The organism is Lactobacillus corticis (assembly GCF_018327645.1).
GTDB classification, from domain to species: Bacteria; Bacillota; Bacilli; order Lactobacillales; family Lactobacillaceae; genus Lactobacillus; species Lactobacillus corticis.
Window position 1 is genome coordinate 1 of sequence record NZ_BMAY01000004.1, and the last position, 21,594, is coordinate 21,594.

The following is a 21,594-nucleotide window of genomic DNA, read 5'->3' on the forward strand; positions in this document are numbered from 1 at the left end:
GTGGTAACAGAAAAAGATCCATATAGTATCTAAACTAATACTATACGGATCTTCAATTCAAGCTCATATCAACCCTTATCAACAGGATTTGACAAAGAGCCACAATTAGGACAAGTTTCCATAATAATCCCTACCCTTTAAGTATTTTGTGTTACATGCTTTAATTATACCATTTATCACAAAAAGACCGCTCTAGCCGAAGCTGAGCGGTCCAATTTAGCAAAAGTTTAAACTTTATGCTGTTTCTGCACTATGTTTTGGTTTTGATTTGCGCCAAAAGTCAAAATTCAACCCTTCGTAGGTAAGTTTTACCAAGGCTGGCAAGGTAATTGGCAAGAGGAACATCAAAATCAACAAACCGATAATAACGGTGGTTGCGACCTCAATCAAGGTTGGAATGCCAGATGGAATCAAGGCAGCAAAGGTACCGCCCAAGATGATAATCGCAGAAATAACCACGGTCCCAATAATTCCCGCAGCATGCAGAATCGTGCTGCTTGGTGAAGCCTGCGGATCAGCCTTTTGCAATTCACGATATCTCGTCATCAAGAAGATACTGTAGTCAACCCCTAAGGCAATGATCATGATAAAGCTGAAGAATGGTACATTCCAAGCTAACTTGTCATGACCCAGCATTGGTTTAACCAGCCATTGGTTAATTGACAGTGAGCTGATGTAGGCAATGAGCAAAGTCAGCATGATGTAAATTGGCTGCAGCAATGATCTGGTTACAAACATCAAGGCAATCCCGATCCCAATAATCATGATGGCTGCCGTTCTGGTAAAGTCACCGCTAGCCGTTTGCCGAGTGTCTTGGATATGTGAGCTTTGACCGCCGGCTGCCACTTGAGCATTGGCCAGTTTGGTACCCTTGAAGCTCTTCTTGGCAATCTGCGTCAAGTTTTGTGCTTGATTAGTTGCCTTATTGCCAGATGGATCTGACTTAAAGACGACCATGATGTAGGCACTCTTCTTGTCTGGACTCAGGTAGGTCTTAATTGACTGCTTAATTTGCTTGTCCTTCAAGGCTGACTTCGGAATGTAGAAGGTCTCAGCAGCGGCTGACTTTTGCAAGCCCTTCAAGTAACTGCCACCCTGCTTTAAACCAGTTGAAGCAGTTCCTAGACCCTTGGTAATCTTCTTGTTGCCGCTAGCAAGCTTGCCAGCTCCAGATGATAACTTGTCTGATCCACTGGTTAGCTGCTTAGCGCCGCTGGTTAATTGGCTTTCACCTGATTGCAGGCTGCCGATTCCTGAATTCAAGCTGCCTAAACCGCTGTACAAGGAGTTAGCACCAGTGTACAGTTGGCCGGCACCAGAAGCACCTTCTTTAGCAGCAGATTGCACTTGTTCCAAACCAGAATCCAGCTTGTTCAAGGCAGTAACGGCTCCTGGCAAGGCCACGTTTGAAGCACTGGCTAATTCTTGAACCGAACTCTTGAGCGTCTTAACTTGACTTAACAAGCCACTCAAAGTGCTTGCCTGACCGCTGATTCCTTTTAGCGAAGTGCCTAAAGACTTGTCGGCATCGCCAGCTGCTTCAATGTTTTGACCGATGCTTTGCAAACTTGAAGTCAAGCTACTAGTCAAGCTTGCAGTTTGACTAGTAACTTTGCTTTCAACTGATGATAAGACTGAATTCAAAGCAGCATCCATCGCTGCAATTTGGGCATCGTTCAGGCCAGCTTTTTTAGCAGCAGCATTATATTCTGCTAACATGGCTGCTTTATCGCTATCGGACAGAGAAGTTGAACCCGCGCTGGACAAGCTGGACTTAAGCGTCTCTAAAGTATTCCCAGCAGCAGATAATTGCGTGCCAATGGTTTGGGCTTGGCTAGCAACATTGCTCAAATTAGTCGTTAATTGACTGACATCAACTGAACTGTTGCTGCCCAAAGCTGAATTCAATTCCTGAATGCCGGAATTGATTTTTGGCAAGGCTGCCTGTAATTGTTGAATTTGGCTTTGACTTGAACTGGATAGTTGCGCTGACAATTGCTGACTCAAGCTGTTTAACCCAGCATAGAGAGTGTAAGTGCCCGCTCTTAAGCTGCCAGCCCCGCTGTAAAGTCGGCTAGAGCCAGAAGCTAGGCGGTCAGTCCCAGAAGCCAATTCTTCCGAGCCGCTTTCCAATTGACTTGAGCCAGAGGATAGCGTTTGCGCCCCGGTCTTCAGACGAACCGCACCGGCAGTAATCTTGTTGGAACCAGCTTCTAGCTTGTCCAAACCGCTTACTACTTGGTTAACGCCGCTATTAACCGTCTTCATTTGGTTATTCACATAAAGTTGATTGATCTTTTCACCATATGGACGAGTTACGCCGGCAGCAAAGTCGACGTTCTGCAGCTTGCTATATTTGCCAATTAATTCATCCAGCAGCTTCATGTAGGTTTCATTATCCATCTTGTGCTTAGACTGGATGTAAATATAGGTTGGTTCGGCCATCCCCTTCGAGAAGTGCTTTTGAATCAGCAGCAAACCTTTTTTAGAAGGAGTAGAATCAGAAATTTCGGCAGCGTCGTCGTAATTTAGCTTATTTTGGTACATCATGGTAAACGGAACTGCGATAACTGCCGTTAAGACCAAGGCTAAAAAGGCATGCTTTAAGCTTCCACGGGCAATGCCATGCCACAATTTGCTTTCCGTTTCACCCGAGAATTCTTTTACCGGCCAGAACATCTTGCGTCCCAAAACTGCCATAAAGAATGGGTTTAAGGTTAATAAGACAATTAACAAGACCGCAACCCCAACGGCAACTCCCGTTGCTGATTGGTAAATTGAGAACTTAGCCAAACCTAAGGCACTAAACCCAATCAAAATTGAGGAGCCGGAATAAAGAATGGTCTTACCGGCGACACGGAGGGCGTTTCGTTCAGCCTCTTTGACGGTCATCCCTTTACCCAAGTTTTCTTTAAACTTGTCATAAAGCAGAATGTTGTAGTCCGTCCCGATCCCAAACAAGACGATAATCATAAAGACTTGCGTAAAGTTAGAGAATGGGAAGTTAGCCGTTTGCACCAGGTTGGTCACAATTGAGAAGGAAACGAGGAATGAAACCCCCACCGTCAATAGCGAGATCAAAGGCACAATTGGTGAACGGAAGACGATTACCAATACGATAAAGATAAAGACTACCGTAATCAATTCGGTCTTCTTTATTCCTTCTTGGATTGAACTGGAGAAGTCGTCGGTTAAGATATCCGCACCCGTGACATAGGTCCGCACGCCACTGGTCTTGGCTGCTTTAGATAGCTGTTTATTAATGTGCTCAATCGTCCCATGGTTCTTGGACACATTTAATTGCACGAGCCAAGTAGTACCATCATCTGACTTTAACAGCTTTTTGGAGGCAGCATTATCATTAGGAGCTTGCATGCTCTTGATGCCATACTTGGACTTATTTGCCTTCAACTCAGCGACGGTGTTGTCAATTGCTTCCTTGTCTGCGGCAGTTAGTTTGCCATGTTCTTTATTAAAAACAATCCCAATTTCATGGGTGTTTTTCTTGGTCTTAGTCCATCTAGCTTCTAGGTGGTTAGCCACTTCAGACTGGACTGAGCTAGGCAAGCTAATTGTTGAGTGTGCCCGCGTTAAGGCTGAAACGTTGGGCAACGCAACAACAGAGATCACCAAGATCACGATCCAAGCCAAAAGCGAGAATACGTGATTCTTTAAGAACTTCTGCACTTTTCTTTTCCTCCCTTATGCTTCCGATAAATCTGGCCGTACCAGGCGCAAGATCATTTGGTGGTAGTCATGCCTTGCTTTTTGAGCATCTTGATCAGTGAAAAAAGCTGATCGGTCTAAAAAGACATATCCTAAAACCGCCCCGATGACAACATGAATCGAGATCGCTTGACCTTGACGCAAATTAAGTTTTTCAGCTAAATCTAGGATACTTTGGATGCCCTGACTGATTTCATCACTGGTTGAATACTCATTCAAGTGGAATAAAATCGCCGACAAAGCATTATCTGCCAACAAAAAATCTCGCGTCAGATCCGCAAATTTTAGCAATGCCTCTTCTCCTGACATTCCTACCAATTCGCCGGTCAATTGCTGGCGCAGCCGTTTTATTTCCCGTGCTGCTACCAAAGACAACATCTCTTTTCGCCCGCGCACGTAGTGGTAGAGCGATTGTGAACGGATATCCAACTTTTTTGCCAAACTTGGCAAAGTCGTGTCTTCTAATCCTTTTTCATTGATGAGTTCAACAGCAGCATCAAGAATCTTATCTAAATCCAGGGTTCGTTTCTTTACCATTTCTTTGCCCCTTTTCTAGTACAGAGGATAATATACCACTACAATTTGAAGAAAACAATCTACAAAATGTAGAAAAATACAGTTTAATGTAAATAAAAGCCTTTTCATACGCTGAAAAGGCTTTTATTTTATATCTATATGTATATAGAATATTAAGTTCTATTGAAAGAGCTTATTGACACTAGCTCCTAGACTGCTTCCAGGGTTGCCATTTTCAGTCCAAAAGCTAACCACATAAGTTTGTTTGCTGCCGCGCACCAGGGCACAGGCAGCTTGACTATCACCCATGGCATAAACCGTCCCCTTCAAATGCTTACGCAAACTAGGTTTGTTTTTAGCCGTCGCCATCGCCGTTAAGACTTGCTGGGCTTGAGTCGTCCCGATCCCTTTGCCATGGTAGAAACTAGCCATGGTATTGGCCAAATCTTGGGCAGTTGACTTGCCGGCGTAGCCACTAGTCAAGACGGTATGCTTGGCTCCAAGCTTTTTGGCAATGCGTTCGACATTCTTTTTGCCCATTTTTCTTAATAGCGCATTAGCTGCTGATTTGCTGCCTTTTAGCATCGCCTGGCGCAAATATTGCACCCCATACATAATCCCGGTCTGTACTAATTTGTCACCCTTGACCTTGTCGCTGGCCGTAATCTTGATGGCGGTCTGAGAACTCAATTTGCCAGTCTTCTCTTGTTCATACAAAGTAGCCAATAAATAGATCTGCACGACCCGACCAACATTGTGACTTATGCTGCTGGTATAGACGTTAGCAAACTTATTGCCGCCACCATTAACTACATAAACTTGGTAGCTTTCATTATCTCCCATGGCCGTCTTAAGTGCTTTGGCATACTTTTGATCGCTTCCACTAGCTACTTTAACCTGGATTTTAGTGCTTTTAGGCGTTTGGGGCTCACTGCTTGAAGATGCTGAGTTCTTGCTGGTTTTACTGGAAGTCGATGGTTTGACTAACTTAGTCGTTTGACCACTAACATTGATGGGTGATGTATCGATTCTTTTTAAATTAGCTGAATAGAGAACAAAAGCAAAAAAAGTCGCTATCGCAGCTCCTAAAAAGATATGGTTTTTCATAGTTGCTACCTACCCTAGAAAAAATGATTCTTTTTCATCAAAAATACTAGCCATACCATCAAGACAACCATCAAGATAATGATGACGACCCAGTCAAGCGAATTATTGGCAATGGGAAGCTTGACGTTCATGCCGTAAAAGCCGGTCAAAATTGTTGGAATGGTCAACACCAAAGACCACACGGTTAAGAACTTCATCGTGTCGTTCAGGTTATTGTTCATCATGTTATTAGAAGTGGTGGACAAGGTTTGGGTCACCTGGCGCGAAATCTGCACCATTTCAGATGACTGGTTGGATTCAATCAGCGCATCATCCAGGCGTTCAGTTGCCGACTTGGAAAACTCTAGTTTAGAATGCTTTAATCCATTAAGCATCATCAAGTCAGTCTGAATAGAACTGGACAAATAAACTAAACTTTTTTCAATGTTGGATAGTTCAGCCAAATCCTTGTTATCAATATCATCTGATAATTTGGTGTCTAAAATATTGCGTTCAACATCTAGCTGCGTAACGGCCCGCTGAAAGTATTGCGAAGCATATAACAAAAAGGACATCACCAAAGTAGTTACATCCTCTGCTTCACTCAGGCGATCCCGCATCTTTTCATCGTTAAACTCATCAAAAACGTAACTAGTTGATTCGGTATGAAAAGTAAAAACGTCGTTGCCGATTACTAAGAAAGTAATTGGGTGAGCCGTAAAGTGCTTGATCGAACTGGTGGGCCAGATGGGGACATCATAAACCAGCAAATGACTGTGAGTATGCTGGTCATAATCGTAGTGGGGACGCTCGTGCCGGTCACTTACATAGGAGATGATGTCTGGCGTAAAGTTGAATTCGTCTTGCAGGCGATTGCTGTCTTCTTCACTTAAATTACTGACATCAAACCACCGGTAACTAGTTTCAACTGGAAAATGCTGTTGTCTGATCAAGTTCCTCTCACCTCAATTTCGTTTGCAAAATACCAAACTATTCAATTTCATACTTAATTATCGTAACATTTTTTAGCCTGCATTTGCGCCTAAAAACGGCGATCTTGCAACTTTCTTTGCTTATTTGCAGCTTGCCTTATTAAGCCAAGAAAAAAAGACCCACAAGTGGGTCTTCTTACTAATAAATTTATTGCTTCCAAGCAGCATCAAATTTAGTCTTGCCATTAGTAATTTGTGTATTTACATTTTGCTTCTTTTGCGCAGCCGTCAAAATGTTTTGCATAATGGTGCTCAATTGTGAGTAAGTTGCGTTAGCATTCTTGGTTACTGGCAAAGTGTACATGTTCTTGGTTGCGTCCTTCAAAATCTTTGGCGTCTTCATATCTGAATTGTCAGTGTAGGCCTTAGAGTTCAAAACGCTAGTGTTTACTGGAACATAACCAGTTGCATTAGCCCAAGTTAATTGGCTCTTCTTTGAAGTCAAGAACTTGATGTACTTGAAGGCAGCAGCTCTTTGCATGCTTGAGGCTTGCTTAAACATGTAAATGTCAGTACCTTGACTCATGGTGTACTTGCCAGGACGGGCAGCTACGCCGTAAGTGAACTTCTTGCCAACGCCTTGCTTAACGAAGCCTTCACCAGCTGAAGTGCCGATAAACATTGCAACCTTTTGGTTAGCAAATGGACCTGAAAGGTAGTTGTCTGAACCAGCAATTCTGAAGTAGCCAGCCTTCATGCCATCAGCGTAGTAGTTGATAACTTTCTTAGAAGTTGCACCACTAAAGTTGATGTTCTTAGTGAAGTTAACGCCTTCGTTCTTCATGCCTAAAACGTAGTAGTTTGATAATGAGTCAAAACCAGCACCAACAACCTTGCCCTTGCTCTTCTTGTAGATCGTTTCAGCGGCAGTCTTAAGTTCGGCCATGGTCTTTGGAACCTTAACTCCGTACTTATCAAGCAAAGTCTTGTTGTAAGTCAAAGTTTCAATTGACTTGTTAAACGGAATACCATATTGGGTTCCCTTGATCTTAGCACCATCAAGCAAAGTTGAGCTGATGCCAGAAGCTGAAGCTGAGCCCCAACCAACATTCTTGTTGTTGATGTATGGCTTCAAGTCAACTAACAGGTTGTTTTCAGCTGCGTTGTAAAGCCAACCTGGGTAGGCTTGGGTAATTGTTGGCAGGTTCTTTGGTGATTGCAAAGTTGAGTTAATCTTTGATTGCAAGTCAGGGTATGAACCTTGGTTTTCCAACTTAACCGTAACCTTTGGATTGGCCTTTTCAAATTCAGCCGTCAACTTCTTCAAAGTGCTTTGTTGCACGCCAGTCATTCCGTGCCAGAAAACAATCGTGGTCTTCTTGGTAATCTTCGATGGAATCTTGGCATCTGAAGATGAACTTGATGAATTTGAGTTAGAGCAGGCCCCTAAAATTAAGGCCGCACCAGCAATAGCGATGGTGGCTAACTTTTTTCCGAACTTCATGTAATTGAGTCCTCCAAAAAATACACAATAAAATAAACACAAACTTTTGATATTTAGCTAAGCGTGATTGTCTGACCGCGTTTAGGTAATATCCGCTCTCCATAGGGGTTCGTTTCCAGCTCCGGATGCAATGTGTGCACCGGACATAAAATTGCTGGTTGAACTCGGGCAATAATTTTGGCCAAATCCGCTTCATCTGCGTGCCCAGAGCAGCGAAGCAGCTTCACTTCAATCCGGCGTGCTTCAACGGCCTCAATAAATGGCCGATAAGCCGGATCAAAGTCGCCTAAAGGTTCGGCATTGGAATGAATGTAGAGCCCACCAGGCAGCAATTGGTCAAAATTGTTATTAACTTCCCACAAATATTGGTGATCATCTGCCAAAAGGCTTTGGTAGTCAACTGCCAAACTCGGATCAAGGTCTGGTTTAGCCGCCTCATCCGGAAGATAGTAGTATGGCAAATCTTTCCCTAAAGCTGCCTTTAGCAAGTGGGCGCGGCCGGCATTTAAGACTACCTTACGCGGAGATTGTTTGATAATCTCCAATAACCGTTCAACATTAGTTGGGTAAGTATTAAAAGTCAGCTGGCGCTTGGGATTTTCCTTTTGCAGGGCAACAATTTGGGCCGTTAAGTCGACCTCTGACTTAGGACCAGTGAATTCTTCACTGCTTTCAGCCTTAGCCTGCTTCTCCTCAGGCCAAGAAACCCCAGTCCCTTCAATAATGAACAAATCGCACCCCTTAACTCGGTCAAGGTAAGCTTCAACCCAGTCAGGATGGTAGCCATGCAGCCGAATATCGCCGGTAAAGGCAATGGTCTTATCAGGGGTTTTAACCACCAATCCTGTAGCACCATAGGCATCATGGTCGCTAGGCCAAACTTCAATTTGCAAATCGCCAACTTGAATCGGCTTTTTATACTCCGCCGCGATTATCGGACGCGTATAGTTCTTGGCCTTACCCGCTGCTGGCAGCAAAAAGTCGCCATTTTCATTCAAAACCGGCAGCAATTTTGCAGTTAAGGGACCAGCATACAACGGAATTTCTGGTGCGAGCAAATTCATTGCCTTGCTGTGGTCCAGATGCAAGTGCGACATGTAAGCCGCCGCATGTTCCCAGCGATCATGATCAATAGCTTCGCCTGTGATCAGCGGATCGTAGAAATTGGGCACATCCCCAATCAGTTCATATTTAATCAGGGTTTTATAGCTTTCATCCGGCAAGGATAATTCTGGACGATAAACTTCGCCCAGATCAAACAAGACATGCGATTTGGCATAAGCCACTTCAATCATTGGCCCGCCAATGGTCGTCAAACCATTATAGAAAGTAACAGTGGTCTTATCCTTTAAGGTCATTTCTTACAACCCCCTGAATAATCTGCTTTCTAAAGATGAAGTACAGAATTAAGATCGGCAAAACAGTTAAAGTAGCTGCGGCCAATTGCAATTCCGTCTCCGCCCCGGCGTCGGAAGCAAACGATGACAATCCGTTGTTAAGCAGCCGCATCGTATCTTCATTGGTTACCAATAATGGCCAGAGGAAGGAATTCCAGCTGGAAATAAAGCTCAGCAAACCGACCGTAAAGAGGCCGCCCTTACTCATTGGAACCAGAATTTTCCAAATATAATTCCAGTCGCTTGCCCCATCAATCATTGAGGCCTTGTAGATGGTCTTAGAAATTGAGCCAAAATATGACTGCAAATAATACATGTAGAAAATTGACGTCAAGAATGGCAAAACCAAACCTAAGTAGGTATTCAATAAGCCCAGTCTAGCAATGGTGTTGTAGTTGGTGAAGATAATTGCTTCGCCAGGAACCATCAAGAGACTTAGCATCACCATTTGCAAAATTTTCTTGCCCTTAAATTCCAAGTTGACCATGGCAAAAGCGCCCAAGAGTGAATTCAAGAGACTCACAATTGTCGTCACGCTGGCAACAATGAAGGTGTTTAAAAAGTAACGAGCAAATGGCGCTTGTTTGAACACTTTAGCATAGTTGCCCCATTGGAAGTGCTTGGGAATTATGGTTGGCGGGATGGCAGTAGTTTCTTGGAAGGACATCAAGCCGCCTAAAATCATATAAATGAAAGGGAAAATCGTGATGATGGCAAAAATGGTCAAAATGATATAGGCAACTAAAGTGCCAACATGCAGTTTTTTCATTTAGTTCTCCCCGATCTTCTTCATTAACTTACGTTGCAGGAAAGTAGTCAGCAGGATTAACAGGAACAAGATAACCGTTGCGGCCATCGCTACTCCAGGCGTACCGACCATTTGGAACTTGTTGTAGATGTAGAACACGGCTACTGAGGCAGAGTTTCCGACCCCGGCTTGACCGTTGAACAAGGCGTAAATTGAGGTATATACCTTGAAAGCGGAAATTACATCCATCGTCAGCAAGAAAGCCAAAGTTGGCACCAATTGCGGCATGGTAATCCGCCAGAATTTTTCGTTGGAGCTGGCACCATACATTTCTGCAATCGTGTAAAAATTAGGATCGATATTCCGCAAAGCCCCCATCAAAATAACAATGTTGAAGGCTAACGAAGTCCAAATTCCGAAAATGATAACGGTAATCATGGACATTGACGGATCATCAAGCCAGTTAGCAGTTGGCAAGTGGAAAAATTTCAAAACAAAGTTTAAAATCCCATAGTCCCCATTGAAGATGTAGCGGAAAACAATTCCGATGGCAATCGTAGAGGTAACGTAGGGCATAAAGAAGGTCGTTTCCCAGAACGACTTATGCTTTACCTTGCTGAAAATCATCCAGGCAAGCATCACTGAGATGGCAAGCCCGATAGGCACGGTCACAACAGCATACAAAATTGTATGACTCATCGATGACCAGAATTCGGGATCGCTGAAAATATATTTATAGTTGCTAAAGCCGGTCCAAGATAAATTAATCAATGAGCCGCTTTGAAAACTCATCACAAAGGCTCTCAGGATCGGCCAAATTAGGAACAAGGTTGACAGGATAACCGTCGGCGCTAAAAAGAGCCAAGCCTTAGTTTGATTCTTCTTCATTAGTAAACACGTGTCCCTTCCTTAGTAAAGAGGAAGATGCGGTCCAGCCGCATACTCAGCTGTACCTGGTCGCCGCGTTGAATAGTAGTTTCCAGGTTAACCAGTGAGCGAGCTTGGATGCCGTCATGATCAAATTTGAGGATCCGTTCACGGCCAATTAATTCCACATCGCTGATTTTGGCCGTAAAATGTCCTTGTTCAGACGGCAAAATATTTTCTGGACGAACCGATAAAGTATATTCGCCAGGAGTTAACTCGCCCTTGATCCGATCTTGGTCTAAGGCAGCAAGGGGAATTTCAAAGTCGCTGCCGCTAATTTTGCCATCGGCAATTTTAACCGCAAAATTGTCAATTACTGGATTGCCAACAAAGTTAGCTACAAAGTAATTATTGGGTTCCAGGTAGAAGTTTTGACCGACGTCATCTTGCTGGATTACCCCATTATTGAAGAGAATAATTTTATCGCCAATCGATAAAGCTTCTTCTTGGTCGTGCGTAACAAATAAAGTCGTAATGCCCACCCGCTTTACCAATGAGCGGATTTCTTCACGAATTTTCAGACGCAGCCGGGCATCAAGGTTACTTAAAGGTTCATCCATCAGCAAAATTTGCGGCTCTTGCACTAAAGCCCGCGCAATCGCCACCCGCTGCTGCTGACCACCAGACAAGTTGCCCGGTTTTTGGTTGGCTAATTCCGTAATTTGCGTGATTTCCATGTACTTCTTGGCAACTTTTTCCGCTTCGGCCTTGCTGCGCTTATTCTTCCCTACCGTGAGCGGGAACATTACGTTTTGCAGCACCGTCATATGCGGATATAGCGCATAATTCTGGAAAACATAGCCGATTTGCCGGTCTTTTGGCGCCACCTTAACGACCGATTTGCCGTTAAAGAGAATGTCGCCGCTGGTTGGATCAAGCAAACCAGCCAGCATGTTCAGCATAGTTGTCTTCCCGCAGCCAGAAGGCCCCAATAAACAAACCAGGTCCCCCTTTTTTACGGAAAAACTCACGTCCTTCAAAGCTTCATGACCGTTGTCATAAACCTTGCGGAGATTCTTTACTTGGACAAATTGTTCATCAATCATAAATATACACACCACAATATATAGTCTCTTGCTAGCAATTTCTTCTTAATTTTAAGCTATTAGAGCATAAATTACAATTATAAATATTCGGCTTTAAGCTACTCACAAGCTAACTGGGTGATTTTATTTCTGCTTTGTATGGATTTTTTGCATATTTTTTCACAAAAGCAAAACTAAAATTCGGCTTTTCAATATCTTGTGTTTTGCCTAACAAAAAAGCGCTCGTAACAGCGCCTTTTTTTACAGATTATTGCCTAAATCAAATTTGAATTGCGAACTTTCCAAAGCTTGCCGGGTCAAATCACTAGTTAACGTTTGTGTTTTCTTGGTAATTGTGGCTGCCGTTTTGGCATTCTCTGCCGTCAAAAACTCGCTTAAGGCAGCTTTTTCTTGGTCACTAGCCGCCGCATCAATCGCATCAATTCGGCCTACTGCATAGCTTTGGCATTGATCGCGATATTCATTAACTTGATTAATAAATTGGTGGTAGCGCGGCTCGATCAGCACTTGGAGGTTTTTATACAGCCAGTAGGCACTGGTCAAATCGACTTCATGATCAGCCTTTTGGTAGTTGGCTGGCGTGTCATTAATATTGGTGTAAAACGGCACATATGGCGAATAAGCATAAAAGCCTAAATTTAACCACTGAATAGCAGCATACTCGGGGGCTACGCCACTTCTAATTTGCAAAATACTTGATTCTTGATTGCGATCCAAAGCGATCGACCGGAACAGCTTGCCCTTTTCCTGATCGCTGGCAAAAGTCCCCATAGGATCAAATTCTGTGCCATTATAGTGACTAGACAAGAAAAATTCGACGTCTTCGATACTAATCTTGCGTTCAGGCTTACGAGTAAAGGGCAGGTTTTGGCTGCGCGGATCTTGGCTAATGCTTGGGTTAAACAACTTCTGCCCATACCAGGTCCGAGGCGTGTTGTAGTAACTGTCAGCTTCGTTTTGCGTCCCAAAGATATTGCGGAAATTAAAACCGTGACTGGCTGGATTCAGGTGATGTTTTTCGACAAACTCCCGAATGGTGCTGGCATACATAAAATTGTCGGGGTCGTCAAAGTCAATTTCTTCAATGACTTGAATATTAGGACAAATTGCGTAGGAATCATCTGGAATTCGAGCTGCCACCCATTGGTGGCCGGCGCCGGTTTCAAAGTACCAAACCTCGTCTTGGTCGGAAAAAGCAATCCCATTCGATTCGCCGGTACCATATTTTTCAATCAGCTGCCCCAGTCGCTTGACGCCTTCCCGCGCTGTCTTGACAAAAGGCAAAACGATGGCCAGCATCGAATCCTCATTTATGCCATTTTCTACCAAGGGATCATGGCCCAAGCAGCGGGCGTTGGTAAATTCAGTTTCAGTCGCTGACATAGCCACGTTGTATTCGTTTATTCCCTGCTCATCCCATGCCCCAGCACTTTGATCGCTGTTGGGCGTGCAAGTGTAGCGGGCACCTTGACCCGACAAATGCATCTTAAAACCGTTATAAGTCGAAACGTAATCTTCGTCGTAGTTTTTGGCTGGACGCACCACAAAAGTCTTTTCATTAATGGCGCCGTGGGCGTCTTCATCCCGGGCAATGATGGTTGAATTGTCCAAACTTGCCTTTTTACCAACTAAAATTGCTGTACAATTATCTTTTTGCATTATTAATTTTCACTTTCACTTACTTTTACACTAGCATCCCGCTTGGCCCGACCATTGGCATAGTTAAAGCTATATCCAGGCTGGACGTTATAAAGATAAACATTGAAATCCAGTTTGCCGTCGGTCGAAACTGCCTGCAGGTTGATTCCGCGTGCCATTAATTCTGACCCGCGAAAAATTGGCGTTGCCTGATAAATTACCTTTTTCCCTTGACGCAGCGCCGTTCTAACCTTGGCTTCAAAAATGGTTTGGATCTTCTGATTAGAATAAGCCGATTGGGTAAACAAATTCTTGGGATTGTTCTGGTCGCCGCTTTGGTTATTCGGGTTATACTGCCCATCTTGGTCAATCCCAGCTGAAACTGAATATGCGATCAAATGTCCCCGATTGTAAATCTGATTGCGCCCATGATTGCTGTGCCAACCAGTCGGTTCAACATATTGACGCACGCGCAGGCTGTCATTGGCGACGTTTCTTTTTTCCAAAAAGGCCGTATTGGAACTACTGGTCCGATTCAGCTTATCCAGATTGGCATAGATGACCTTGTTAACCTTCCAAGCATGTTTGATCAAGGTACTGTGATTGTTATTGACATAAACAAAGGCCTGGCTGCCTGATTTAAAATTCAGCTTGGCCAGCTTTTGATAATCACTCGCTGATAAGCCGCCATATGACTTGGTGGCCGTTTTAGCTGAATTAAGCGTGCTGGAAGCTGAACTAGCAGATTGGTCGCTTTGGCCAATTAAATCAGTAAAATGACTGGTTTGAAAGCTGCTTTGTCCGCCACTAGTGCCAACACCCCAAATTACGGCTATGGCTACTATCAGGATTGACAGGAGGGAATTGGTTTGCCGCTTGCGTCTTCGTCTTCGTGCCATGCTTTCCTCCTTACCTCCGTGCCCAATCATCAAATACTGCTAAGAAGAAGCTTTCCGTCCAGCATTTGATCGGGTTGTGTTCTGCTTGCAGCGATCTAGCCGCTTTAATTGCGGGCAGGTCGCCCTTGAAAAATTCTCGGTCCCCGGCAATAACATAGTCCGTGAGCGGATTAACTTCTTCTCGCAAGTCAGCCCCTAAATTGCTGAGGGCTTGACCTAGTTCGCTGCGTCCACTGGCTAAATCTCCCGCTAAGACAATCCGTTTATGATCAAATTGACTAAAGCGCACCAAATCACGCGAGGTCGGGAGCGGCTGGGACAGGTCGACCGTCTTCAATTGCTGGGTTAGTTCTTCTTCCAGGTTTGCCGGTGCTAATTTTTGCAACTCGTTGTAGACGCGAATCGTATCCATCGAATCTTGCAGCCCGCGGTGTTCTTCAGTTTGCGCAATATTAAGTCGCTGCAGCAAATCGACCAAGCGATTGTGACGCTGACGAGGATAAAGTCCCCGCGCCAAGCGCAGCACATCGATATAATCGTTATCTAAACGCGGTGCCTTAAATTTTTCACAGGCATCATAAACAAAATTCAAATCGAAATTAACATTGTAACCCGCGATCAGATCGGAACCGATAAAATCACGAAATTCAGCTATTGCCTGTTTAACGGGCTTGCCTTCGTCTTCCAAAAGCTGCTGGGTAATCCCGTTAAGCTTGGTGATAAAGGCGGGCACCCGATTATTCCCCGGGTACTTAACCAGCGTAGAATAGGTATCTACTACCTGCCCTTGGCGGACTTTAACCGCACCTAAATCAGTAATTCGATCGCGGTATGGGGCAAGACCGGTAGTTTCAATATCAATCATCGTGTAATCATCATAAAACCCCGGGTGTTCTCGCCCCTTTTGCCGCAACTTGTCTTGTGCTCCAGGAATCTGCAAGATTCCGTGATCAATTGTTATTGCCATTGCTCCTTCTATCCTTTTCTTTGTGCTTCTCTGCTTTTTTGCTCTTTTTTCTGCTTAATTTACCAGTTCGTGAAGCCAGTCCGCATCCCCTTTGACTAAATGCCAATTAGCAAATTGCCGGCTTAAGTGAACCAGCGGATCAGCTAATTGGGGAGTGGTTTCATCTACCCCGAGCTGCACCAACAAGACCTGATCATCTTCGGCACCAGTCAAAAACCACCGAAAGCGCGTGTTGGCATCAGTATCTGGATAAAAATGCTGACTTAAGGGCACATGCAGTTCCATTTCACGGCCGCATTTAGCACATTTGGGAACTGATCCTTGACCGGCCAGGTAAGCTTTGACCGTTGCTAAGTCTGACAATTGCCCATGGTTAATGCCACTTGAACATTGCATGACGGTCCAATCGCCATTTAAGTTAAAAATTCGCTGCTCATTAAAGCCGGCTGCTTCAAAGTAATGCTCAAATGAACTGGTAGCAATAAAATATTCTTTTCCAGCAAGCAGTTTGCGCACATCGCTAAAAGCGGCTGGCTCTTGAAAATTCAAGGTCTTTTGGCCAATCAACTCGCTCCATTTGGCCCACCGTTCAGGCCAAGCAAGTTGCTGGGCTTTTTCTAATTCAGCAAAATCATCCAAGGGCAAAAATTGGTTGCCACAGGCTAAAACGATTTTGTCGGCATCATGCCAAAGTTTATTTGGTAAATTCATAAAATCCTCTCTACCGTGAAAGTGGGGTCTCGTCCCGCTGATTATTCAGCAATAAATGCTGGCGGACAATTTCCACCAAAGTCTTGCTCAACAGTACCATTTGCTCAGTGGTGGCATATTCATATGGGCCATGGAAATTAGCTCCGCCATTAAACAAGTTAGGCGTTGGGATCCCTTTTTCCGTAATAAAGTCACCATCAGTGCCGCCTCTAAAGGGAATGTGGTGAATTGGCAAGCCCAAAGCCTGATAAGCATGGTGAACCAAATTTACCACATAAGGGTGCTGTTTGATAACGTCGCCGGGAGAATGATATTGATCTTCTAGGTCAATGGTTACTCTGCCCGTACCGTACTTTTGGTTAAGCTGACCAACTAAATCCAGCAATAATTGCTTGGAATGATTAAATTCAGCAGTATCAAAACTGCGGACAATCAAGTCGATCGCAGCATGGTCAACATTCCCTTGGTTATTCAAGACCATGATGTAGCCTTGATAATCCTTGCTGTTTTCGGGAGTAAAACCGGCCGGCAAGCCTTGAATAAATTCACTGGCCATCAAAGCCGCGTTAACCATCAAGCCATAAGCTTCTCCCGGATGGACCACTGTGCCCTTGAATTCGACGTGGGCACTAGCAGCATTAAAGGTTTCATAAGCAATATCGCCCGGATTGCCGTTATCAAGCGTGTAGGCAAACTCTACTGGAAAACGAGAGACGTCAAAGCGGGCTGCTCCGCGGCCAATTTCTTCATCAGGTCCAAAGGCCAGCCAAATTTCGCCATGCTTGACGCTCGGATTTTCCTGCAAATATTTAGCCATGCCCAATAAACCAGCAATCCCCGCTTTATCATCGGCTCCTAAAAGCGTATCGCCGCTAGCCGTAATCAGCGTTTGACCAATGACCTTTTTTAATGATGGAAATTCCTTGGCTGATAAAATGCGACCATTTCCTAATACCAAGTCGCGGCCATCATAGTGTTCGTGAACCTGGGGTTGAACGTGCTCACTATTGAAATCAGCCGTATCAACATGGGCTACAAAGCCGATTGGGGAAGCTGCTTGCGCAGTGTTAGCGGGAATGCAGCCAACAACATAAGCATCTTGCTCGCTATATGAAACATCCTGCAAACCTAAGCCCGTTAATTCCTTGGCAATTTTATGCAGCAGAACGGTTTGCCCCGGAGTCGTCGGGACTTCTCCCGTCCCGTCAACCGAACGAGTATTTAACTTGCAATAATCAATAAACTTTTGTTGGATGTAAGTACGATCAAATGGCATCAAATCACGCCTTTCTAATTAATCCATCAGCATGGGTCTATTATAACAAGAAAGCAGCCGCTTTACGCGACTGCTTGTTGCTGAGTAGAAGATTATCTTTATTTTTTGGCTTTTTTATTCAAAATCACGCCATCCTAAGGCATGCCGAGCTGACAAGTTTACCAAGTTCCATTGCTTGTCATAGCTTGGTGAGAAGAAGAAGTCTTGGTCAACTAGGTCTTCCAAAGTCAGCTTTTGTCCGATAGCCAAGCTGAAGACATTAGCAATCCCAGTTACATCATGACTTGAAACGATATTGGCACCAAGCAGTTGATGACTGAATTCATTGTAGGTCAGACTCACCTTAACGATTGGATTGTCTGCTTCAGGAATAAACTTCGGCCGCAAGTGGTCCTCATAGTAGCTGCTCGTGGCCTTAATGCCGGCAAAACCAGCTCCCCGAACAGTTAAACCAGTAGAAACAGCATGCTGGTCAAACAATTCCAGAACTTGGCCACCTACCAGCCCTTTGAAAGGAGCAGACGGTTTGTCTTCAAAAAGATGATCAACCACTGACTTAGCTTCATGCCGCACAGCAGCTGCTGAAGGAATTGGCATTCTGGTATTAGCTGGAATTGAGAATGGCAAAGTAGCATCCCCAATGGCATAAACATCCTTGGCGCTTGTCCGGAAGTTGTTGTCAATTACGATGTGGCCCTTCTTGTCCAAATCCAGCGTACCTTTGAGCCAATCAGTGTTAGGAACAATGCCCACCGTTTCAATAACCAAATCAGCTGCAACATCGCCATTGCTGGTTTTGACCGTGGTTACCTTGCCATCCTGGCCTTCAAAGCCTTGAACCAAGGTATCCATCATCACATGAACGCCGTGCTTCTTCATTTCATCTTCAAAAGTAGGGATAATTTCTGGGTTAAAGAAGTTTTGCATTGGCACCTTGGTCGTATCAATCAAGGTTACATCCTTGCCAGCTAAAGTTAAAGCTTCAACTGCAGCTACTCCGTTGCCGGCACCAATGACTACCACCTTTTTAATTGCAGGGTTCTTAGCGGCCTGATCAATCTTGCCGGCCCAGTCATAGCCCCGCATTAGCAGCAAGTTGTCTAATTCCTTGCCCGGGACATCCAAGCTGACAGCATTAACTCCGACACTTAGGATTAATTTATCATAGCTGACTGTCTCGCGCTTGCCAGCATTTTCCACTTCCAAGGTTTTGGCAGCTGGGTTTAAACGAACGGCAGCCGTGTTGTTAATTACCTTGCCGCCCACTTTTTCCAAATCAGCAGGGGCAAAATTGCGCACGTTGTCGCGACCAGTGGTTTTGCCTTCAAGGAAGAGTTTCATCCCACAGGACATGAAGGAAACAAAGTCGCCTGCTTCATAAACGGTTACATCAACATCTTCATACCGATCCAACAATTCAAGTGCTGCTTCATGACCACCATGCGAGGCACCCACGATTACAACTTTTTTCTTTGCCATAAAAAATCCTCCTAACTGCTATTGCTGAAATCGCGTCCATTATAGAACCCAACTTTGTTAGGAGGCAAAGATTTTGCTCATGGTTAAGTAAGCGATAGATTATGGCTGGTCCAAGTGAATAATTTGATCAAACATGGTTTTTTCTTGTTCAGAAATCTTATGCGCCACTTCCAAAACAGCTATCTTGGGATTTCTTAACAAGGTTTGGTGAATTTCTAAAGATAGCTGCGGATCCAAAGCACTGGTAGCCTCATCCGCCAATAAAATTGGCCGTCCCGTCAAAAGCGCCCGGGCAATTTCCACCCGTTGAATTTGTCCACCTGACAAGGCCGCCCCATTTTCGCCCACCGGCTTTTCCAGACCGCTTTCAGCTACCAAATCATCCAGCCCTGCTAAGTGCACGGCATTTTGCAATGCTTGATCACTGACCTTGCGTCCCAGAGTGATATTGAAACGCAAAGTATCATCAAAAATAAAAGGCTTTTGATTTACATAAGAAAAATAATTATGGGCTGCTTCCCAGTTGCCGCTAACATCTTTATTGGCAATTAAAATTTGACCAGAATCCGGCTTTTTAATTCCTAGCAAAATTCGCAAAAGCGTCGTCTTGCCCCAACCGCTAGGAGCCATTAAGAGCACCTTTTCGCCTGGTTTAACGGTCATATTGACATCCGTAAATAACTTATGGCCAGATTTAGTCGTGTAAGCTAAATGCGTTAACTTTAAGCCAGCGAAGTCATCTGTTGGAGCCTGGTCATTTTTCAATTGATGAGCCAGAGCTGATTTGGTCCGTTTCCACATCGGGTCAGTCGATTTTACCTGGTTGACTTCATTGAAGATTGTAACCACAGGGGTAATAAAGTTCATGGCTAGGTCAACCATCATGACCAAAGTCCCCACTGCTAGTTGTCCCTGCATCATTAAAATTCCCCCAACCGTGCAAGGAATCACAAAACAAAAGACCTCAGCGGCTGAATAAATTAATTCTAGGGCCCAAGCCTGGGTTAGGACCAAGTTACGCAAAGCATTTTCCATATCGGAAGCGGCTTTCATTGCCCGGGAAATAATATTGGTGCGGACATTGTAAAGCTTGGCGATTTGCGCGCCATTCAAAGAATCGGCGACATTTTGAGTATAAATGGCATTTTTATCAGCCCAAATCTTCGACCGTCTAGTAATAATGGTGCTGGTAATTCCTTGCACAATGGCCGGAGCAAGCGTCGCAACTAAGAAAATCAAAGTCATTTTCCAAGAATTATACAAGGCATAACCCAAAGAACCCACAAAACACAGTCCTTGGTAAATCATATCCAGTTGCGCAGTAATACGATTAGTTTCAATCTGTTTTAAATCATTGGTCATCAGCGACAGACCTGATTTAATATCAGGATCGTAATTATCCACTAAAAAGGTTAAATTAGCCCGCTTGAAAGCCAGGTTTACGTCACGAATGATCCCCATTTTCACTGTTTCGTAAACAAAATTGCTAGCCATAAAAAACAGCTGACCTAGACTGGTCAAGGCCGCAAGCTTTACCAAACGCAGATAGTCATGAGAGCCGGAAGAAGCCAAGTTCAACATAATCTTGACCATATAGGCAATAAAAAGAATATCGCAAGCCTTTATCGCCGCTAGCAGGGTAAAAGCCAGGACGCGACTCTTTTTGGCATACTTTAAAGTCATAATTTTCTCCCTCAGCAAAATTATAAAATTATTACTTTCAATTATAGCCGAAAGCAGATCAATCAGACAAATTGACTTTAGTTACAGCTTTTCATGGTAAAATTAAAATTAGATATTTTCTTAATAAAATGAGGAGGAACAGTATGAAAACCGGAAGCAAGATTATTACTTTAGACAACGGTTACCACCTGTGGACAAATACCCAGGGGCAAGGCGATATTCATTTACTGGCATTGCACGGCGGCCCTGGCGGCAATCATGAATATTGGGAAGACACCGCCGAACAATTGAAAAAGCAGGGCTTGGACGTCCAAGTGACCATGTACGATCAGCTGGGATCGCTTTATTCAGATCAACCAGATTATTCTGATCCTGAAATTGCCAAGAAATATTTAACTTACGAATACTTTTTGGATGAAGTCGATGAAGTCCGCGAAAAATTAGGCTTGGACAACTTCTACTTGATCGGCCAAAGCTGGGGCGGTTTGCTGGTGCAAGAATACGCCGTTAAGTATGGTCAACATTTAAAGGGCGCCATTATTTCGTCTATGGTTGATGAAATTGATGACTACGTTGCAGCCGTTAATCGCCGTCGCCAAGAAGTGCTCCCGCAAACGGAAATTGACTTTATGCACAAGTGCGAAGCCAACAATGATTATGATAATGAACGTTATCAAGAAGATGTCCACATTCTGAATATCAATTTTGTGGATCGCAAACAGCCATCTAAGCTTTACCACTTAAAAGATCTTGGTGGCAGTGCCGTTTACCATGCTTTCCAAGGCGATAACGAATTTGTGATTACTGGTAAGCTCAAGGATTGGCACTTCCGTGATCAGCTCCACAAGATCAAGGTACCAACGCTGTTGACTTTTGGTGAAAATGAAACCATGCCAATTGCCACCGCAAAAATTATGCAGAAGGAAATTCCTAATTCCCGCTTAGTAACTACCCCTGATGGTGGTCACCACCACATGGTGGATAACCCAGCCGTTTACTACAAGCATCTGGCAGACTTTATTAAGTCGGTGGAAAACGGGACTTTTAAAGGTGAATAAT

General features: G+C 44.2%; 17 protein-coding genes. 1 reads left to right on the forward strand and 16 read right to left on the reverse strand.

Going from position 1 to position 21,594, the window contains the following annotated elements:
* Positions 1-234: 234 nt before the first annotated feature.
* The 16 genes from KI210_RS03240 to KI210_RS03315 all read right to left on the reverse strand — a co-directional run bounded on the left by KI210_RS03240 (position 235) and on the right by KI210_RS03315 (position 20,535).
* A complete protein-coding gene (locus KI210_RS03240) occupies positions 235-3,687 on the reverse strand; it encodes an MMPL/RND family transporter (protein WP_212780464.1) in 3,453 nt (1,150 codons plus the stop codon).
* Between the two features lie 15 nt (positions 3,688-3,702).
* Entirely contained in the window at positions 3,703-4,263 is a 561-nt protein-coding gene (locus KI210_RS03245; RefSeq protein WP_212780465.1) for a TetR/AcrR family transcriptional regulator, read from the reverse strand.
* Between the two features lie 159 nt (positions 4,264-4,422).
* Complete coding sequence (locus KI210_RS03250) at positions 4,423-5,349, reverse strand: serine hydrolase (RefSeq protein ID WP_212780466.1); 927 nt, start codon at positions 5,347-5,349, stop codon at positions 4,423-4,425.
* Between the two features lie 14 nt (positions 5,350-5,363).
* Positions 5,364-6,281, reverse strand: a complete 918-nt coding sequence (locus tag KI210_RS03255; protein ID WP_212780467.1) for a magnesium transporter CorA family protein — start codon at positions 6,279-6,281, stop codon at positions 5,364-5,366.
* A 187-nt stretch (positions 6,282-6,468) separates the two neighbouring features.
* A complete protein-coding gene (locus KI210_RS03260) occupies positions 6,469-7,764 on the reverse strand; it encodes an extracellular solute-binding protein (RefSeq protein WP_212780468.1) in 1,296 nt (431 codons plus the stop codon).
* Between the two features lie 53 nt (positions 7,765-7,817).
* The gene (locus KI210_RS03265; RefSeq protein WP_212780469.1) at positions 7,818-9,122 is read right to left on the reverse strand and encodes an MBL fold metallo-hydrolase; all 1,305 of its coding nucleotides are present in this window, start codon (positions 9,120-9,122) and stop codon (positions 7,818-7,820) included.
* On the reverse strand, positions 9,106-9,930 hold the full coding sequence (locus tag KI210_RS03270; protein WP_212780470.1) for a carbohydrate ABC transporter permease: 825 nt from the start codon (positions 9,928-9,930) through the stop codon (positions 9,106-9,108). Before KI210_RS03270 ends, KI210_RS03265 begins: the two co-directional genes overlap by 17 nt.
* A complete protein-coding gene (locus KI210_RS03275; RefSeq protein ID WP_212780471.1) occupies positions 9,931-10,797 on the reverse strand; it encodes a carbohydrate ABC transporter permease in 867 nt (288 codons plus the stop codon).
* Complete coding sequence (locus KI210_RS03280; RefSeq protein ID WP_212780472.1) at positions 10,797-11,882, reverse strand: ABC transporter ATP-binding protein; 1,086 nt, start codon at positions 11,880-11,882, stop codon at positions 10,797-10,799. Before KI210_RS03280 ends, KI210_RS03275 begins: the two co-directional genes overlap by 1 nt.
* Before the next feature lie 240 nt (positions 11,883-12,122).
* On the reverse strand, positions 12,123-13,541 hold the full coding sequence (locus tag KI210_RS03285; protein WP_212780473.1) for a C69 family dipeptidase: 1,419 nt from the start codon (positions 13,539-13,541) through the stop codon (positions 12,123-12,125).
* Positions 13,542-13,543: 2 nt separating this feature from the next.
* Positions 13,544-14,419 (reverse strand): DNA/RNA non-specific endonuclease, encoded by an 876-nt coding sequence (locus KI210_RS03290; RefSeq protein WP_212780474.1) that lies wholly within the window; start codon positions 14,417-14,419, stop codon positions 13,544-13,546.
* Between the two features lie 10 nt (positions 14,420-14,429).
* Positions 14,430-15,386, reverse strand: a complete 957-nt coding sequence (locus KI210_RS03295) for an exonuclease domain-containing protein (protein WP_212780475.1) — start codon at positions 15,384-15,386, stop codon at positions 14,430-14,432.
* A 54-nt stretch (positions 15,387-15,440) separates the two neighbouring features.
* Entirely contained in the window at positions 15,441-16,097 is a 657-nt protein-coding gene (locus KI210_RS03300) for an SIR2 family NAD-dependent protein deacylase (protein WP_212780476.1), read from the reverse strand.
* 10 nt (positions 16,098-16,107) lie between these two features.
* On the reverse strand, positions 16,108-17,373 hold the full coding sequence (pepT, locus tag KI210_RS03305) for a peptidase T (RefSeq protein ID WP_212780477.1): 1,266 nt from the start codon (positions 17,371-17,373) through the stop codon (positions 16,108-16,110).
* Positions 17,374-17,487: 114 nt separating this feature from the next.
* On the reverse strand, positions 17,488-18,852 hold the full coding sequence (locus KI210_RS03310) for an NAD(P)/FAD-dependent oxidoreductase (RefSeq protein ID WP_212780478.1): 1,365 nt from the start codon (positions 18,850-18,852) through the stop codon (positions 17,488-17,490).
* A gap of 99 nt (positions 18,853-18,951) precedes the next feature.
* Positions 18,952-20,535, reverse strand: coding sequence for an ATP-binding cassette domain-containing protein (locus KI210_RS03315; protein ID WP_212780479.1), 1,584 nt, complete (start codon positions 20,533-20,535; stop codon positions 18,952-18,954).
* A gap of 143 nt (positions 20,536-20,678) precedes the next feature.
* Between KI210_RS03315 and KI210_RS03320 the strand changes: the two genes are divergently transcribed.
* Positions 20,679-21,593, forward strand: coding sequence for a proline-specific peptidase family protein (locus KI210_RS03320; RefSeq protein ID WP_212780480.1), 915 nt, complete (start codon positions 20,679-20,681; stop codon positions 21,591-21,593).
* Position 21,594 lies beyond the last annotated feature (1 nt).

Bases quoted from the DNA above. Each gene is read 5' to 3' on its own strand.
- KI210_RS03245 (WP_212780465.1), bottom strand. From the start codon at position 4,263: ATGGTAAAGAAACGAACCCTGGATTTAGATAAGATTCTTGATGCTGCT.
- KI210_RS03250 (WP_212780466.1), bottom strand. From the start codon at position 5,349: ATGAAAAACCATATCTTTTTAGGAGCTGCGATAGCGACTTTTTTTGCT.
- KI210_RS03260 (WP_212780468.1), bottom strand. From the start codon at position 7,764: ATGAAGTTCGGAAAAAAGTTAGCCACCATCGCTATTGCTGGTGCGGCC.
- KI210_RS03265 (WP_212780469.1), bottom strand. From the start codon at position 9,122: ATGACCTTAAAGGATAAGACCACTGTTACTTTCTATAATGGTTTGACG.
- KI210_RS03270 (WP_212780470.1), bottom strand. From the start codon at position 9,930: ATGAAAAAACTGCATGTTGGCACTTTAGTTGCCTATATCATTTTGACC.
- KI210_RS03275 (WP_212780471.1), bottom strand. From the start codon at position 10,797: ATGAAGAAGAATCAAACTAAGGCTTGGCTCTTTTTAGCGCCGACGGTT.
- KI210_RS03280 (WP_212780472.1), bottom strand. From the start codon at position 11,882: ATGATTGATGAACAATTTGTCCAAGTAAAGAATCTCCGCAAGGTTTAT.
- KI210_RS03285 (WP_212780473.1), bottom strand. From the start codon at position 13,541: ATGCAAAAAGATAATTGTACAGCAATTTTAGTTGGTAAAAAGGCAAGT.
- KI210_RS03290 (WP_212780474.1), bottom strand. From the start codon at position 14,419: ATGGCACGAAGACGAAGACGCAAGCGGCAAACCAATTCCCTCCTGTCA.
- KI210_RS03295 (WP_212780475.1), bottom strand. From the start codon at position 15,386: ATGGCAATAACAATTGATCACGGAATCTTGCAGATTCCTGGAGCACAA.
- KI210_RS03300 (WP_212780476.1), bottom strand. From the start codon at position 16,097: ATGAATTTACCAAATAAACTTTGGCATGATGCCGACAAAATCGTTTTA.
- pepT (WP_212780477.1), bottom strand. From the start codon at position 17,373: ATGCCATTTGATCGTACTTACATCCAACAAAAGTTTATTGATTATTGC.
- KI210_RS03310 (WP_212780478.1), bottom strand. From the start codon at position 18,852: ATGGCAAAGAAAAAAGTTGTAATCGTGGGTGCCTCGCATGGTGGTCAT.
- KI210_RS03315 (WP_212780479.1), bottom strand. From the start codon at position 20,535: ATGACTTTAAAGTATGCCAAAAAGAGTCGCGTCCTGGCTTTTACCCTG.
- KI210_RS03320 (WP_212780480.1), top strand. From the start codon at position 20,679: ATGAAAACCGGAAGCAAGATTATTACTTTAGACAACGGTTACCACCTG.